The sequence below is a fragment of the Echinicola pacifica DSM 19836 genome, assembly GCF_000373245.1.
In the GTDB taxonomy this organism is placed as follows: domain Bacteria; phylum Bacteroidota; class Bacteroidia; order Cytophagales; family Cyclobacteriaceae; genus Echinicola; species Echinicola pacifica.
This window is the reverse complement of record NZ_KB890750.1, coordinates 801,484-817,598: the sequence shown is the minus strand read 5'-3', so window position 1 is coordinate 817,598 and position 16,115 is coordinate 801,484. Positions and strand designations below refer to the sequence as shown.

Below are 16,115 nucleotides of genomic sequence, written 5' to 3'. Positions count from 1 at the left end.
AGGACATGTGGAGAAAAACAAATAATGGCTTGATAGGAACGTTGATACTGACTATTATAGTGATGTCTTGTAGTACACAGGACCAAAATCCCAGTCAGGTCACTAAGGTAGATAGGATAGACAATAGCGGCACGAATGCCCACTATATTAGCAACAGGGCCCCGCTTCTTCCCAGTGCACTGATAAAATTGCCGGTAGCTGCTGTGCGACCAGAGGGGTTTCTCAAGGAATATTTACTACGACAAAGTAAGGGGCTCACAGGCCATTTAGGGGAGATAAGTGCCTGGCTACAGAAGGAAGACAACGCTTGGTTAGACCCTGAAGGAGAAGGGAGCTGGGGATGGGAAGAGGTGCCATATTGGCTAAAGGGCTATGCCCATTTGGGATATCTCCTAGATGATCCCGCCATTTTAGAGGAAGCAAAAATTTGGATAGAAGGTACCATGAATAGTCAGCGTTCTGACGGTAATTTTGGACCAAAACACTTTGATGGAGACAAGCAGGATTTCTGGGCTAATATGATTATGCTCTATTGCCTACAATCCTATTATGAATATACAGAGGAAGAAAGGGTCCTTAAATTGATGACCGATTATTTTAAATTTCAGCTGAGTGTTCCTGATGATCAATTCTTGAAAGGCTATTGGCAGAAGTTGCGCGGAGGCGATAATCTCCATAGTGTTTATTGGCTTTATAACCGGACCGCAGAGCCTTTTTTGCTCCAATTGGCAGAAAAAATCCATCGAAACACATCAGATTGGATAGGAAGAAGTCATGACCTTAAGGATATTCATAATTATTACGAAGTACGAGGTGGGGGAGAAGTGCCAGACTGGTATAGAGATCAGATCGATTGGCACAATGTGAACCATGCTCAGGCCTTTAGAGAGCCAGCACAGTATTATTTATTAAGTCATAATGAACAACATTTAGAAGCTACCTACGGTAATTTCCAAATTATTAGAGCTTATTTTGGGCAGGTGCCTGGGGGCATGTTTGGGAGTGATGAAAATGCCCGTCCTGGCTATGCAGACCCACGGCAAGGAACCGAAACATGTGGTCTGGTGGAGCAGATGAATTCCGATGAGCATTTATTGCGAATTACAGGCGACCCTTTTTGGGCAGACCATGTGGAGGAGGTGGCTTATAATATGTACCCAGCTGCAGTAATGCCAGATTTTAAATCGTTACATTATATTACCTCCCCCAATATGGTCTTGCTGGATGCCAAAAATCATGCTCCTGGCATAGCCAATAGTGGCCCATTTTTGATGATGAATCCCTTCAGCTCTAGATGTTGCCAACATAATCACTCCCAAGGTTGGCCGTATTTTATTGAAAACTTATGGATGGCGACACCTGATAATGGCTTGGTGGCCGGTATCTATGGTCCCAGTACCGTGAAGGCTATAGTGGGAGAAGGAGTCGAGATAAGCATTAAAGAAAATACACAATACCCGTTTAGGGAATCGCTAGAATTTCAGATAGAAACCCCATATCCGGTAGAATTTCCTCTTTATTTTAGAATCCCCTCTTGGACTTCTGCTGCTTCGCTTAGAATAAATGGGGAGCGTATTAAAGATAATATAAGTGGCTCTGGCTATATAAAAATACTTAGAAAGTGGCATTCTGAGGATATCGTTAGCCTACATTTTTCCATGAAACTAAAGGTGAAGACTTGGGCAGAAAATAGCAATAGTTTTAGTGTATCGCGGGGCCCATTGACGTATTCTCTCAAAATTGAAGAGGAATATATTCAGCGAGATAGCGAGGAAACTGCTATATGGGATTCTAAATGGCAGAAAGGAGCGGATACTAAAAAATGGCCTTCATGGGAAGTCCATCCTTCCAGCGATTGGAATTATAGCTTGGTCGTAAATGGGGCTGAGCCCGGGCTTAGTATGGAAGTTATTGAGAGGCCTTGGCCAGATTCGAACTTCCCTTGGACTCCTGAGGAAGTCCCTATCCTCATAAAAGCGAAGGGTAAAAAAATCCCCTCCTGGACCTTGGATTCTCATGGCTTGGTAGGAGAGCTGAAGGACCTGCCAAAGCAGTCGGCAGAGAGGGTGGAAGATGTCGTGCTAATTCCTATGGGTGCAGCAAGGCTTCGGATAGCGGCATTTCCGGAGCTGATTAAGCCGCTTTAGCTTATGGATTATCAATGAATAATTTCTTTGTACTGAATTTTTAACTTAAAATAAACCAAAATGAAAAAGTCAATTTTGCTAGGAGCAGCTATGCTATTAGCTCAATCATTTGCTTGGGCCCAGGAAGGAAAATGGGCTCCAGTGGCAGGAAAAGTGATGACCGAGTGGGCCGAGAATATTAATCCTCATGCAGTACATCCCGAATACCCTCGACCTCAACTGGTGCGGGCAGACAACTGGAATAATCTCAATGGACTGTGGAACTACAGCATTCTGGCGAAGGGTGCTGAGTTGCCCGAGACTTTTGACGGGGAGATTTTAGTGCCATTTGCTGTGGAGTCGGCCTTGTCAGGAGTGGGCAAATCGGTGGGGAAGGACCAAGAGCTTTGGTACAAAACCTCCTTTGAGGCGAAAGCCTCCAGCAAAGAAAGAATTTTGCTTCATTTTGGCGCGGTGGACTGGGAAGCAGAGATTTTTATTAATGGTAAATCCATTGGTATTCATCAAGGTGGATATACGCCTTTCTCCTTTGATATTACCGAGGCCCTTAGCGGTGCAAAAGAAAATGAACTCATGGTGCGGGTATGGGATCCCACAGATGAAGGGCCGCAGCCTAGAGGCAAGCAGGTGAAGAATCCACATGGAATCTGGTACACTCCAGTGACAGGAATCTGGCAAACCGTATGGACGGAGAAGGTTCCTGCAAGCTATATTTCATCAACCAAAAACACCCCTGATGTGGATGCTGGTACCCTTACCGTGGAAGCAGAGGTGGAGGGAGCCCTACCGGGTCAAATGCTAGAGGTTAAAGTATTAAACGAAGGTCAAGTGCTGTCTGAGCAGCAAGTGACGATAGGCCAGGCGGCTGTCTTAGCCATTCCGAATGCACAGCTCTGGGAGCCGGGAAATCCATTTTTATATGATTTGGAGATAAGTCTTACCAATGGCAAGAAGGTGCTGGACCAGGCCAAGAGCTATGCAGCCATGCGAAAAGTAAGTATGGAGCTTGATGCGGAGGGAGTGCAGCGGATGCTGGTCAATGATAAATTCATCTTTCAATATGGCCCGCTGGACCAAGGATGGTGGCCAGATGGCCTCTATACCGCTCCCACTGAGGAAGCCCTGGTATTTGATATTGCCAAAACACAGGATATGGGTTTCAATATGATCCGTAAACATGTGAAAGTGGAGCCCGCCAGATGGTATTATCATTGCGACAAAATGGGGATGCTGGTATGGCAGGATATGCCTAGTGGAGACCTGGGTAATAATTGGAATCCGCGTCCTGGAATCGTCGGTGTGGGAACCGAAAAAGAACGAAGCCCTGAATCAGAGGCGATCTTTAAAGCTGAGTGGAAGGAAATAATGGATGACTTTCATAATTTCCCCTCTATTATCGTTTGGGTGCCATTTAATGAAGCCTGGGGCCAATTCAAGACCGAAGAAATCGTGAAATGGACCATGAATTATGACCAAAGTAGATTGATCAATGGTGCCAGCGGAGGAAATTTCTTCCCTGTTGGGCAAATCATCGATCTACATCATTATCCTGAACCTGCGATGCCAAACCCTCAGTTTTTCGGGAAAGATATGGTGATTACCTTGGGCGAATTTGGAGGATTGGGGCTTCCCGTGGAAGGACATACCTGGCAGCAAAAAGACAATTGGGGATATCAGAGCTTTAAGTCGGTGGGAGAACTCCAGGATCGCTATGCGGAGCTCATGGAAGCTTTGACAAAATTAATTCCTCAAGGACTCTCTGCCGCAGTGTACACCCAAACCACTGATGTGGAAGTGGAAACCAATGGCCTGATGACCTATGATCGAAAAGTAGTGAAACTTACTCCTGAGTTCCTCCAGAAGGTACATAGCCAACTTTATAAAGCAAATGTGAATATGGACTGATGAAGAAAGAATAATAACTTATTGATTTGTCAAAGGACCTTTGGCTATTGGAATACGGGAAACCCGCCATGGATCTTTTCATGGCTGGTTTCTCCTTGAATGGTGCGATTCTTCAGTGCTTTGAAATCTATCAATAGGGGAGCAAAAAAAGAGCACCGCCATTCTAGGAATGCGGTGCTCTATGTATTAGGTGATAGATGAAAGCTATTGAGTGATTAGCGAGGGCCAGGGCCATGCTGACGGTTCATTTTATACAAATGCCTAACAAAATCACGGTCTGCTTCCTGGAGCATATAGGCTTGTTTTGCACTTAAAATTTTCGCTATCTTCCATGTAAAATCTTTCTCCAAATCGAGCAATCCTTGTTGCATCTTAAATTTATTCTCGATCAATTTTTTGGCTTCCTCATTAGTAAGGGTTTCAACTTCGACTTTTTCTTTACCCCTCATCTGCTTGAAATACCCACGTCTTTCCTCGTCAAATTTATTATACAAAGGCCAGAACTCGGTGGCTTGATCGGGTTGCAAGTCTAGTTTCTGCGTTAGGAAAGCAATTTTGGCGGCTTGTAGCTTTTCGGAGTCATAGTCAGCAGCAGCTGGCCGCTGAGCATAGAGCGCACCACTGCAGGCGATCATTACTAGAAATAATAGTATCTTCTTCATTTTTTTTCGATTAATAGGTCAATAATTCCAAGTCCAAATCGGCATCATTCATCTGATAAGCGCCCCATTGTTCTTGCAGGAGCTCATCCAGGACCGCATCAGGATCCTCAGACATGGACAGTACATCGTCTGCACTCCATATTCCTTGCTCTATCATTTGATCAATTTCAGCATCCATGGATACATACTGGCTCTGCTCTATTTCTTCTGCAAAAGGATTACTAAAGTATAATCCCACCGCCAAAAGTACACTTGCGGCTAGCCCTATCCTAGACATCACCACCATCTGCGCTTTCTTTTTCTTCCTTGCGAGGGTTTTCGTGCCTAAAGATTCAAAATAACCTTCCGGGGTCTTGAATAATGTATGTTCGGGTATGTTTTTCATAATAGTGTGGGTTTGACTTATATTTTCTGTAGAGGTTTAATCTGCCGCCATTATTTCTGCTTCTATTTTTTTGGAGGCATGATGATAACTGGCTTTTAAGGCGCCTACGCTGGTGCCCGTTATTTCTTTGATTTCATCGTAACTCAATTCTTCAAAGTACTTCAGGTTAAACACTAGGCGCTGCTTTGCCGGTAGAGTTAGCAGGATTTTTTGGAGACGGATGCTTATCTCATCCCCATCGATAAGGGGGGATTCGTCCAGATAGGACTGCATCTTCTGATGATGATCCTCTATCGGTATCAGAAATCGCTTTTTCTTTCGCTCCAAATGTGTTAAACTTTCATTTGTCGCAATTCTATACAGCCAGGTGAACAAGCTGGAATCTCCCTTGAAATTTTTAATATACCTAAAAGCCTTAATAAAGGTGTTTTGGGTGACATCATCAGCGTCCTCATGAATGATCAACATCTTCCGAATTACGCCGTAAATCCTTCGCTGATATTGCTCCATCAAAACCTTATACCCCTGCTCAAGGGTATTTGGGTCTCTTATTAAAGCTAATATTTCCTGGTCTTCAAATTTACTCATTGTCCCTTAGACTAGTCCCTATGCGAGAGGTTTAATCCCCCAATGGATAGATGACTGTAATGTTAAGCATTCCTCAAGAAAATAACACATTCTTAAAATCGTAAAGTTTACTATATGTAAACATTTTGCCAATTTTGAAGAATTAAGTTTACTAATATTAATTAATACTCAACAATGCAGCGGCTGTATTTAGCAATCAGCAAGATATAAAATTTAACGATTTGGGCAGGTTATGGAAGTGAAAAAACAGCAAATGATATTTCTGGCACATGGCGCTTTGGCGGCATTTGGTGCGTATTTTTGCATGTATGCCTTCCGGAAGCCCTTTTCGGCGGTTCCTTTTGAAGGCCTTGGACTCTGGGGAATGGACTATAAGATTCTGCTAATTATTGCTCAGGTACTGGGTTACGCAATATCCAAATTTGCAGGCATCCGTTATGTGTCAGAGATGGAGGCCAGGCACCGCCCCTGGTACCTGGTAGGGATGATTTTGCTTGCGGAGCTTAGCTTGGTGTTATTTGCATTGATTCCCGCTCCCTATAATTTTCTCCTGATGATATTCAATGGACTGACTCTCGGGATGGTCTGGGGGATAGTTTTTTCGTATTTGGAAGGCCGTAAGTTTACGGAGATCCTTGGAGTGGCTTTATGTGGAAGCTTTATAGTTTCTAGTGGGGTGGTGAAGAGCATAGGCTTATGGACGATGGACCAGTGGAGTATATCTGCTTTTTGGATGCCGGCGGTCACTGGGGCTATTTTCATTCTCCCAATGGTGGTTTTTGCCTGGATGCTGGAGAGGCTTCCTGCGCCCAGCCCAGAGGATGAGGCGCTTAAGTCACCGAGAGTACCGATGACCAAAGAGGATAGGATGAGGGTGATGACACGCTTTATTTTTCCTCTATTATTATTGGTTTTCTTCTACACCCTATTGACTGCATTCCGAGATTTTAGGGATAATTTTGCCAGGGAGCTCTGGGACAGCGTTGGCTTTGAGGGGGACATTATGGTGTTTAGTTATTCGGAGATGATCGTAGCGGTGGTTGTCCTGCTGATCCTTGGAGGAGTAGTGGTGATTAGGGACAATCTCAAGGCATTGAACACCTATTTTGCTCTCTTGCTGATGGGGGTGTTGACTGTGGGTGGATCCACGATGTTGTTTCAAGCAGGGATATTATCGCCGTTTTCGTGGATGGTAGCCTCTGGATTTGGTTTGTATATCTGTTATGTACCCTTCAACTGCCTCTTTTTTGATCGATTTATAGGAGTATTTCATCTTAAAGCCAACGCAGGATTTCTCATCTATATTGCCGATGCCTTTGGGTACCTGGGCAGTGTGATGGTATTGGTGTACAAAAACTTCTTTATGGATGATATTAGTTGGCTAAACTTCTTTATTTATAGCTCTTATATGATTGCATTGGTAGGCTTTATATTGATGATCATATCCCGCTGGGCAATTCAGAAAAAATATAAAGCGATTACATCCGAAAAATTAATGATTCATGAACAACAAGTATGACCTTATAATAATAGGAGCTGGGGTGCTCGGTGCATTTCATGCCTACCATGCCTTGAAGATGGGCTATACCGTCTTGATGGTGGAGAAGGATTATCAGCCACAGGAGGCCACAGTTAGGAATTTTGGGCAGGTGGTACCTTCGGGAATGAACAGTAAGTGGCAGGCCTATGGCAGGGAAAGCTTGAAGATCTATAAGGAAATCCAGGCAATTACTGATATTTCCATTCGCCAGAATGGCTCTGTATATTTGGCTTCTGATGAGCAGGAAGAAGCGCTGCTGGACGAATTATGTGCTATCAATAAAACCAATGATTACGCATCCATTCGTTGGTCCAAAACGGAATGCCTTACAAAATTTTCGGGATTAAGATCCGATTATGTAAGGTCTGGTCTTTATTTCCCGGATGAGGTCACCGTGGAGCCTGATCGCATGATCCACCAATTCCTGGACTATCTGGTGACTTCCCTAGGTTTAAGCTTAGTGACCAACCAGCTCGTGATACATTGTGAGGAGGTCAATGGTCAGGTGGAGGTTCATACAGCTGGGGGGACCTGTTTTCTAGGTGCAAAAGCATTGGTATGCAGTGGCAGGGATTTCAAAGCTTTATTTCCAGAAATATTTCTCAATAGTGACTTGGAAGTTTCCAAGCTCCAGATGATGAAAACGATCTCTCAGGGGAAGGAATACTCTCTTCCCGGATCAATATTGACGGGCTGGTCTATCCGCCGATATGAGGCCTTCGCAGAGTGCCCTAGTTTTGCAGCGATCAAAGCGCTGGAGAACGAAAACTCTCCTCAGAAAAAATGGGGCGTGCATATTTTGTTTAAGCAAGCGGAGGACGGTTCGGTGATCATTGGGGACTCCCATCAATATGCCGATGCTTCCTCTGTGGAGACTCTAGGCTTTGACTTAGATATGGCCATTGATGATTTTATGATTGCTGAGGCCAGGAAGATTATTGAACTTCCTACCTATGAGATAGGCCAAAGGTGGTGGGGTATGTATTCTCAGTGTAAAACATCGGATATCTTCCAAAAAAACATAGGTAATACAATCCAAATTCTCACCGGGATAGGCGGGAAAGGAATGACAGGCAGCGCGGGTTTTTCCAAGGAAAATATTAAAAGTATTTTAAATAGTAAATAATATGAAAAGCATAAAACTGGCCGTATTTGATATGGCAGGCACAAGTGTGGATGAGGACAATGTGGTGTACAAAACTGTCCATCAGGTGATATTGGATCTGGGGTATAAGGTGACCCTGGAAGAGGTGTTGAAGCATGGTGCTGGTAAGGAGAAGTTGCAGGCTATCACTGATACTTTGGCGGCTTGTACGGATTCTACGGAGATAGAAGAGGAGGCAAAGCATGCCTTTGCGAATTTTAAGCCTTCATTGATAGAGGCCTATGAAACCCTAAACGTCAAAACTTTTGAGGGGGTGGAAGAGCTCTTTGAAGCACTACATAAGGCAGGGATAAAAGTGGTCCTGAATACTGGCTATGACCAGCGAATCGCAGAGATGCTGGTGAAGAAATTGGGCTGGGAAGTAGGTAAGCAGATCGATGGATTGGTGACTTCTGATCAGGTGGAGAGGGGAAGACCTCATCCTGATATGATCCTAAAGGCCATGGAGCTCACCCAGATTGAGGATCCAAAATTGGTGTTGAAGGCGGGCGATTCTGCCATTGATATAGAAGAGGCCAAAGCTGCGGGTTGCGGGCTGTCTGTGGGAGTGCTAAGTGGTGCTCAGACCAGAGATCAATTGGCCCTGGCCAAGCCCGATTATATTCTTGAAACCATTACAGAGCTCCGAGCACTATTGATTTGATCCGGAGGGGAGGGAGTGGACGTTCCGCAGAAGGCAGGGGCGATGCTCCGGAGGTTTGGACGCTAGCGTCTGCAAGCTTTTAGAGATCAGTTCTTCCTGCTATTCGCGATAGGATGGACGATTCCCATTCATTCCGGATTTAATTTTGTTTGTTTTGTTGCTGAAGCCCTCCGTTTGATTTTGCGGGGGGCTTTTAGTGTGCTGGTTCCTGATAGAAATAGATGACCAGCATTTTAGCGACGGATTGACTAATATTGGAAGGTAGGTGAGGGATTCTTCCATCGAAAAACAGGCAATCTCCTTCGCTGAGGGAAACTTTTTCTTCTCCAATATGATAGTCGCATTCTCCTGCGATCATATATTTGAGCTCATAGGCATCGGTGACCACAGCGGTTCTTTTGGAGCCGGGGTGGATTTCTAATAGGACGGCTTCCATACCCATAGAGGAAAACTGCTTTCCAAGGATGGATTTATATACAAAGCCTTCGGCTTCTTCTTCTTTCTCAATTAAGGTTTGATCGGCAGCTTTACAGACTAAAAAATTGGCTTGTTTTTGCTTGGGGAGGGCATTGAAAAACTCGGGTACTTCCACCTTTAGGGCCTGGATGATATTCAGAAGTACGGGTAAACTAGGGATGGTACGACCGTTTTCGATGCGGGAAATTAATCCATTGCTGACCTCGGCTTCCTGGGCCAAGGTCAGTATGGTTTGATTATTATTTTTTCGAATTTCCTTGATCTTCTTGCCAATACCAATCAGGTAATCTTCCATGAAGCAGAATTAAATTTCAAGGATATAGTCAAGGATACCAGCATTTTTACCTTTTGGTCGGGTGACCACGAGCGGAAACTGTTCGTTGAGTTGAATCAATCGCTCGGCGATGCTACCGATGAAGAGGGCTGTGGCGGCGGTCCTACCTTTAGCACCAATTACGATGCTATCGACCTTAAGTTCCTTAGCCATATTGATGATATCTTCCACAGGATCATCATTATTATCCACGGTATAGATAGGTGTAATATTAACGTCCTTGGTATCTATTTTCCGAATGAATTTCTTGTAGTTTACCTCTGAGTTGGATTTCATAATCTCGGCAAATTCGTCGTAAGACTTACCGGTAAGGTGATATCCTGAAGGTACTGAGAATACATTTTGGCATACGATTTCGACGTGCTTGCCATTTCTTTCGGCGATCATGATGGCCTCTTCGAGTGCGTCTTTGGAGTAGTCGGAGAAGTCAATGGGAACGAGTATTTTGTCCACCTTGGGTGCAGTGATGGTCTCAGGGATGATGGTCAGGGAGCAGGAGGCTCTTCTTGCCAGTCGCTGCGATACCACGCCACTTCCTGCAAGGGTGGTCTTCCTACCTACCAGGATCATATCCGCTGATTTTTCATGCGCCAGTTTCAATATCTTCTTGGATAGTTGGCCTTCTTTGACCACATAGGTCAACTCTACCTCATGACTTTTGTCAAAGTGTTTTTCTACTACAGCCTGCATTTGGCCTTTCCTTTCATCTACCATGTTTTCCACCAAATTGGGGAATTCCTTTAGGATGTCTTTTGGCATTTGAAGGTTGCGGATCACATTGGTGAAGTAGATTTTTTTAGTCTGGTTTATCTTTGCAATAAACGATGCAAACTTAACCAGGGTAACGTCCATTTCTGTGTGATCCAGGCAAACGATCAGTTTTTTAATTTGGTACATGTCCTAAGCAGCTGTTTAGTGATTCTCCTCTACCTTCTTTTGATAGAGTAATTAAAAATTATATCTGTAAATAAATTCAATGCAAATTTATGACTTCTCTAATCTTAGGCGAATATAAGGGTAATGTTTAAAATTTGCCAGTGAAATACCAGCTTGGTGCAATATCTTGTTGTTTTTATCCGCCTTATTTTTTTTATATAGAGCATTTTGGGCATTAAGCTATTGTATAGATGACCTGATCCGCTGACTATTAAATTAATAGAGACTGCATGATTTTGGCTCTGATCCATTATACCAATTTAATGCGAACAAATTGGATAAGCAAATCCCATCTCTGGCATTAATCTTGTATTTTCTTCACAGAATATCAAAGAGTTCTAAAAGGGAATTCCAAGAATGAAGGTAATATTTACCATTCCCCATTCTTATTTGTATATTTGCATTAGGCTCGGGTCACAGACATGTTCCAACTTCACAATTAACAAAAATGCCGAGTGAAGCCTATTTTCAAAACCAGGCCTCATCCCGATTCTGTCGGGACCTCGTTTCTTCGGAAGCAGGATAACAGTGGAAGGTTGCGAAGTCAGGGCAGCTCAAATCTTGTCTATAAAGGGGTTTGGTAACACTCTTAGGCCCGGGTCTTATTTTTTTTACTCAAAAAAAAAGAGAGAAATGATCATCATTTCCCTCTCCTTTGGTTTAGTGGTTTTTCTAGTGATTTAATATAATATTCTAAACCTGATGGTTCCTTCTATTTCCTTCAAGGCATCGATCACATCATTGGAATACTGCTTGTCTATATCGGTGATCACATATCCGATCTTCTCATTCGTCTTCAAGTACTGACCCGCAATATTGATTTTATAATTCGCCAATACCTGATTGATCTTCGCCAATACTCCGGGAGCATTATGGTGAATATGGATCAATCGATGCGCATCCTTAAGGAATGGCAGTTGGATATTTGGGAAGTTTACACTGTTGAAGGTGTTTCCAGTATTGATGTATTCGATGATTTTGCCTGGTACAAACTGTGCGATGTTTTCCTGCGCCTCCAGGGTGCTACCACCGATATGAGGTGTCAGGATGGTATTAGGACATCCTTTCAATTCTGATTCAAAAGGCTCATCATTGTTTTTGGGCTCTGAAGGGAATACATCCACCGCAGCACCTGCAAGATGGCCTGTCTCCAATGCCTCACGAAGGGCGGGTACTTCCACCACATGTCCACGGCTTAGGTTAACTAGAATAGCCCCTTTTTTCATTTTGAAGATCTTCTCTCTGTTGAGAATATCCTTATTGTCTGGTCTGCCATCCACATGAAGAGAGATCATATCGCAGGTCTCCAATAACTCGTCTAAAGAGTCAATTTTGGTGGCATTACCAAGTGCCAGACGCTCCACGATATCGTAATAGAAGACATTCATCCCCATGCTTTCCGCCAATACTGAAAGCTGAGCACCGATATTACCATATCCTATAATACCGAGTTTCTTTCCTCTCACCTCAAAACTTCCGGAAGCTGACTTATTCCAAATGCTTTGGTGCATTTTTACCGCATTGTCCTGGAGATTTCTCATAAGGAATATAAGTTCCGCAATCGCCAATTCTACCACAGAACGCGTATTGCTAAACGGTGCATTGAATACGGCAATTCCTTTTTCCTGACAGGTCTCCAGATCGATCTGGTTGGTGCCTATACAGAATGCTCCAATAGCAATAAGCCTATTGGCATTTTCTAATACTTTCTTGGTGATTTGTGTCTTGGAGCGAAGACCGATGATGGAGACATTTTTGATTTTCTCACATAGTTCCTCTTCAGACATAGCAGAACTGACCACTTCCACATTGTAGCCTTCTTGCTTCATGATCTCCACACCTATAGGGTGGACGTTTTCTAAAAGCAGCACATTGATGCGGCTTTTCGGATAGCTATATTTTTTGTTCATCTTATTTACATACAAAATTTCATCTAAACTTGGAGCGATATGATCGGCTTTGGATGAAACTTTGGGTCTATTTATATTTTCTACAAAAGCATAAAATTTATTAGCAAGCCCAGAGGCCTTGATTTCATAATCGGTATATCCGTCCCCAATAACATATACGTCCCCTTCGAGGTTCAGCGTCTTGATGGTTTCTGGCTTACCATTATTTCTCGAAAGTAAATTGTCCCTGTCAAAATCCGTGATATTACCATCGGCATCATAGACAAACTCATTGGCATATACATTCTCGGCTTTGATACCATACTGTCCCACCACGGGGGTGATGAAGTCCTTGAATCCGTTGGAAATAATATAAATATTGTCCGCATTTTCAAGCAAAAAGTCCTTATTACGATGAAATGACTTCGATACTTTCTTCTTAAGGGCCTCCACTAGCTCGGAAATCTGCGATTTATTGGCGCCGAGAACCTCTATGCGCTTCTCCAGACTCTCGCGCAAGGTGACTTTGCCTTCCATCCCAAGATCAGTGATGTCCTTTATGGCTTGTAGTTTTACATCCCTTTGGGGATCATTTCGTAAGCTGATTTCTCCTAAAATATCCAAGGCCTCAACTTGCGTAAATGTACTGTCGAAATCGATGATAAATTTTTTATCAGTGGTCATTTTTGTGATGAACTTTTAATGATTTGGCTGTAAATTTAGTATTTTCTTAAATTATTAGAATGTTTGTTATGAAAAATACTTTTAAAAATTTTAAATGGTTTTTTCTCTATCTCCCCATCATTTTGCAAAATCAATGAAATAAAAGAGATAGGATGGATATTGGCCCCTCCATCACCCAAACCTAGCCCGCACCGCATTTTTGAATATTATACCAGCAAAATAAAAAATGGTCATGTTTATCGGTTTTTACTGCTCAAATCTACCTTTTTAGTGGCCCGCCAAAAAACATTAGGATTCCTATGCTTTTATATGTTTTCTTTGCATAGCTGGGAACTAAATTTCTCCAGCAAAGCATTATAGCTGCAGCTCCTGATTAGACCATTTTTCGGGAATTTGGCTTATCATTGAAATAGTATTACCTAGATAATAATAGATTAAAATATGGCAATTGCATTGGATAATTTGAGGGTTGGTCGTGTGTATTCCTTTACCAATTATGGTGAACACCGCCAACTGGAGGTGATGGCAAAGATTGGTAGAGATAATTTCCAGGTGAAGGACTTAGCCACTTTGGAGGTTTATGAATTAGATGAATTACTGCGCTGGGGGATAGGGAAGGATTATGACCTCGATGAGGTCAGGTAATCCCAGCGGTCCTTATGGGATCCCCACGGCGAAAGGATCAGAGACGGTGCTCGCCAAAAATCCACTTCTATGAGACTGCCCCGGTATAGCCATTTTTTAGAATTCTTCTCTTTTCATCCTCCTATAAAAATTGATCCGGATCGATTAGAATTGATACTCTTGGAAATTCTTGTTTTTTAAAAGTTGCCAGAGCTTTTCTTCATAAATTTCAACTGCTATTTAGTATCCCCTAGTTTATCCTTTTCATTACTTTTCCTGCGATAAATTCCATCCTGTTTTTCTGATAGTAGGGACAGAAACCTTTCGTTAGCCTCGTTTTTTGGAAAATATTAATCAGTGTTTAATAAAATTTTCGATAAACCATTGGGTATTTACTGGAAAAAATATTTTAATAGACTTTTCCTATTAATTCAATCTATAAATTACTGTATTTCAAATTGTTATATTCTTACTAAAGTGATGGTTTTGCGTGTGTATGATTTATGTTTGGACAAAATAACTACCGATCATGTAATAAATATGCCGTCAGATTATAAAAAATATATTTTTGCATTAGAGGTTATGAGGTAGTATCATCTTTAGACGTTTGGAATTCTTCCTTCGGGGAGGACAAAAACTATTGAGGGATATTATCAATGAAAGTCTTGCTTTGAGGGAAAATTCGATTGGCTAATGAGCTGATCAATGACCCAAAATACATCTTGTGCGATGATAGTGGCTTTAAGGTTCTGTGAACTGATGTACCATTTTTACTAGTGGTAATTATAATATTTACGCCTTAATCCTGCATCCACCCTATTGCAAGACGCCTCGAACGGAATAGTTGTAATTGCCCTAATTTAAAAATTATACCAAAAATCAGGGGATAACTATGTCTTATCCAAAATAAGGAATATCAGAATCACTACTATAACTCAACCTATCTATGAGAATGCTGTCAAATCACCAATTGTTTACCAAACGATCCTTGTGGGCCATTTTATTGCTTGCGATGTACCTGCCGCTGGTGGGCTGTAATGACGGAAAGACCAGAGAGCTTAAGCGAAATAAGCCATTGGATATTCCAATCATGAAGCTTACCACCAAGAATATAGAAGTGCCTCAGACTTACGTCTGCGATATTCAGGCAGTTCAGTTTGTGGAGGTTCGCGCTAAAGTAGAGGGTTTTGTGGATGAGATCTATGTAGATGAAGGCGCATATGTGAAGAAAGGGCAGGCATTATTTAAACTCAGCTCGGCGGAGCTTCAGGAGCTGGTGAATAGCAATAAAGCTCGCCTGATGCAGGCAAAAGCTGAATCCCAGGCAGCCAAGCTCGAAGTGGAAAGGCTGCAAACTTTGGTGGATAAGAAAATCATCACCTCTTCCGAATTAGAATTGGCGCAAGCCAAACTAAACATGGCAAAGTCAGGAATCATGCAGGCGGAGTCTATGCTAAATAACGCCCAGACGGGCCTTTCTTACACCACTATCAAGGCTCCTTTTGATGGGATTGTCGATAGAATTCCCTTCAAGACGGGCAGCCTCGTGACCACGGGGGAACTGATGACGCATATCACCGATATCTCAGAGATTTTCGCCTATTATAAGGTGAATGAGAATGAATACCTGAGATTTATGCGTGAAAAAATGAATTCCCAGGGCGAGGAAGAAATAGAGAGAGAACTGACTCTCATCCTGTCAGATGGCCAAAAATACCCCTATAAAGGGAAGTTGGAAACCATGGAGGCGGATTTTGAGAGAGGCACGGGATCCATCGCTTTCCGGGTACGCTTTCCCAATCCTGACGGTCTGATCAAGCATGGAGCCAGTGGAAAGATAGAGACGATCAGCGAGATGGATAGTGTGTTTTTGATTCCCCAAAAATCATGTTTTGAAATTCAGGATTATACTTATGTCTATGTGATGGATAAGGATAATAAAGTGCAGGTGAGGAGTTTCAGGCCGATCAAGCGGTTTGGACTTTTTTATGTTGCGGAAGGCTTCAAGGAAGGTGACAGCATAATCTATGATGGTATCCAGCAGGTGAAGGATGGATCAACGATCAATCCGGTAGCCGTCTCTGAAAAAGAGGCTTATGATACCCTTTATAACTCCCTTTAAAAGATCCTTACACT

General features: G+C 42.7%; 13 protein-coding genes. 7 read left to right on the top strand and 6 right to left on the bottom strand.

Annotated elements, in window-relative coordinates; translation table 11 throughout:
• The first annotated feature begins 5 nt into the window (after positions 1–5).
• Both B050_RS0113900 and B050_RS0113895 read left to right on the top strand, forming a co-directional pair.
• Complete coding sequence (locus B050_RS0113900) at positions 6–2,147, top strand: beta-L-arabinofuranosidase domain-containing protein (protein WP_026235893.1); 2,142 nt, start codon at positions 6–8, stop codon at positions 2,145–2,147.
• A gap of 60 nt (positions 2,148–2,207) precedes the next feature.
• Positions 2,208–4,052 (top strand): glycoside hydrolase family 2 protein, encoded by a 1,845-nt coding sequence (locus B050_RS0113895; protein WP_044202368.1) that lies wholly within the window; start codon positions 2,208–2,210, stop codon positions 4,050–4,052.
• A 215-nt stretch (positions 4,053–4,267) separates the two neighbouring features.
• Here the strand turns inward: B050_RS0113895 and B050_RS0113885 are convergent, their stop codons facing one another.
• From B050_RS0113885 to B050_RS0113875, 3 genes are read right to left on the bottom strand one after another with little or no spacing between them, the layout of a single operon-like run.
• Positions 4,268–4,714, bottom strand: a complete 447-nt coding sequence (locus tag B050_RS0113885; RefSeq protein ID WP_018474543.1) for a hypothetical protein — start codon at positions 4,712–4,714, stop codon at positions 4,268–4,270.
• Positions 4,715–4,724: 10 nt separating this feature from the next.
• Entirely contained in the window at positions 4,725–5,099 is a 375-nt protein-coding gene (locus B050_RS0113880) for a hypothetical protein (RefSeq protein WP_018474542.1), read from the bottom strand.
• 36 nt (positions 5,100–5,135) lie between these two features.
• Positions 5,136–5,687 (bottom strand): RNA polymerase sigma factor, encoded by a 552-nt coding sequence (locus B050_RS0113875; RefSeq protein ID WP_018474541.1) that lies wholly within the window; start codon positions 5,685–5,687, stop codon positions 5,136–5,138.
• A 232-nt stretch (positions 5,688–5,919) separates the two neighbouring features.
• On the opposite strand from B050_RS0113875, the gene B050_RS0113870 reads away from it, so the two are divergent.
• The 3 genes from B050_RS0113870 to B050_RS0113860 are packed head-to-tail and all read left to right on the top strand — an operon-like array spanning position 5,920 to position 9,035.
• On the top strand, positions 5,920–7,206 hold the full coding sequence (locus tag B050_RS0113870; protein WP_018474540.1) for a DUF5690 family protein: 1,287 nt from the start codon (positions 5,920–5,922) through the stop codon (positions 7,204–7,206).
• Positions 7,190–8,353: a TIGR03364 family FAD-dependent oxidoreductase gene (locus tag B050_RS0113865; protein WP_018474539.1), complete on the top strand. Its 1,164-nt coding sequence runs from the start codon at positions 7,190–7,192 to the stop codon at positions 8,351–8,353. Before B050_RS0113870 ends, B050_RS0113865 begins: the two co-directional genes overlap by 17 nt.
• A 1-nt stretch (position 8,354) precedes the next feature.
• The gene (locus tag B050_RS0113860; RefSeq protein WP_018474538.1) at positions 8,355–9,035 is read left to right on the top strand and encodes a phosphonatase-like hydrolase; all 681 of its coding nucleotides are present in this window, start codon (positions 8,355–8,357) and stop codon (positions 9,033–9,035) included.
• A 193-nt stretch (positions 9,036–9,228) separates the two neighbouring features.
• Here B050_RS0113860 and B050_RS0113855 read toward each other — a convergent pair whose 3' ends face one another.
• The 3 genes from B050_RS0113855 to serA form a co-directional block, all read right to left on the bottom strand.
• A complete protein-coding gene (locus B050_RS0113855; RefSeq protein WP_018474537.1) occupies positions 9,229–9,807 on the bottom strand; it encodes a helix-turn-helix domain-containing protein in 579 nt (192 codons plus the stop codon).
• Between the two features lie 9 nt (positions 9,808–9,816).
• Complete coding sequence (locus B050_RS0113850; RefSeq protein WP_026235892.1) at positions 9,817–10,743, bottom strand: universal stress protein; 927 nt, start codon at positions 10,741–10,743, stop codon at positions 9,817–9,819.
• A 719-nt stretch (positions 10,744–11,462) separates the two neighbouring features.
• A complete protein-coding gene (serA, locus tag B050_RS0113845) occupies positions 11,463–13,355 on the bottom strand; it encodes a phosphoglycerate dehydrogenase (protein WP_018474535.1) in 1,893 nt (630 codons plus the stop codon).
• 441 nt (positions 13,356–13,796) lie between these two features.
• Between serA and B050_RS0113835 the strand changes: the two genes are divergently transcribed.
• Positions 13,797–14,000 (top strand): hypothetical protein, encoded by a 204-nt coding sequence (locus B050_RS0113835; RefSeq protein ID WP_018474533.1) that lies wholly within the window; start codon positions 13,797–13,799, stop codon positions 13,998–14,000.
• Positions 14,001–14,931: 931 nt separating this feature from the next.
• On the top strand, positions 14,932–16,101 hold the full coding sequence (locus B050_RS0113830; protein ID WP_026235891.1) for an efflux RND transporter periplasmic adaptor subunit: 1,170 nt from the start codon (positions 14,932–14,934) through the stop codon (positions 16,099–16,101).
• Positions 16,102–16,115 lie beyond the last annotated feature (14 nt).

Coding starts and splice junctions, on each gene's coding strand:
- B050_RS0113895 (WP_044202368.1), top strand. CDS start 2,208: ATGAAAAAGTCAATTTTGCTAGGAGCAGCTATGCTATTAGCTCAATCA.
- B050_RS0113830 (WP_026235891.1), top strand. CDS start 14,932: ATGCTGTCAAATCACCAATTGTTTACCAAACGATCCTTGTGGGCCATT.
- B050_RS0113870 (WP_018474540.1), top strand. CDS start 5,920: ATGGAAGTGAAAAAACAGCAAATGATATTTCTGGCACATGGCGCTTTG.
- B050_RS0113860 (WP_018474538.1), top strand. CDS start 8,355: ATGAAAAGCATAAAACTGGCCGTATTTGATATGGCAGGCACAAGTGTG.
- B050_RS0113880 (WP_018474542.1), bottom strand. CDS start 5,099: ATGAAAAACATACCCGAACATACATTATTCAAGACCCCGGAAGGTTAT.
- B050_RS0113855 (WP_018474537.1), bottom strand. CDS start 9,807: ATGGAAGATTACCTGATTGGTATTGGCAAGAAGATCAAGGAAATTCGA.
- B050_RS0113865 (WP_018474539.1), top strand. CDS start 7,190: ATGAACAACAAGTATGACCTTATAATAATAGGAGCTGGGGTGCTCGGT.
- B050_RS0113875 (WP_018474541.1), bottom strand. CDS start 5,687: ATGAGTAAATTTGAAGACCAGGAAATATTAGCTTTAATAAGAGACCCA.
- B050_RS0113885 (WP_018474543.1), bottom strand. CDS start 4,714: ATGAAGAAGATACTATTATTTCTAGTAATGATCGCCTGCAGTGGTGCG.
- serA (WP_018474535.1), bottom strand. CDS start 13,355: ATGACCACTGATAAAAAATTTATCATCGATTTCGACAGTACATTTACG.
- B050_RS0113850 (WP_026235892.1), bottom strand. CDS start 10,743: ATGTACCAAATTAAAAAACTGATCGTTTGCCTGGATCACACAGAAATG.
- B050_RS0113835 (WP_018474533.1), top strand. CDS start 13,797: ATGGCAATTGCATTGGATAATTTGAGGGTTGGTCGTGTGTATTCCTTT.
- B050_RS0113900 (WP_026235893.1), top strand. CDS start 6: ATGTGGAGAAAAACAAATAATGGCTTGATAGGAACGTTGATACTGACT.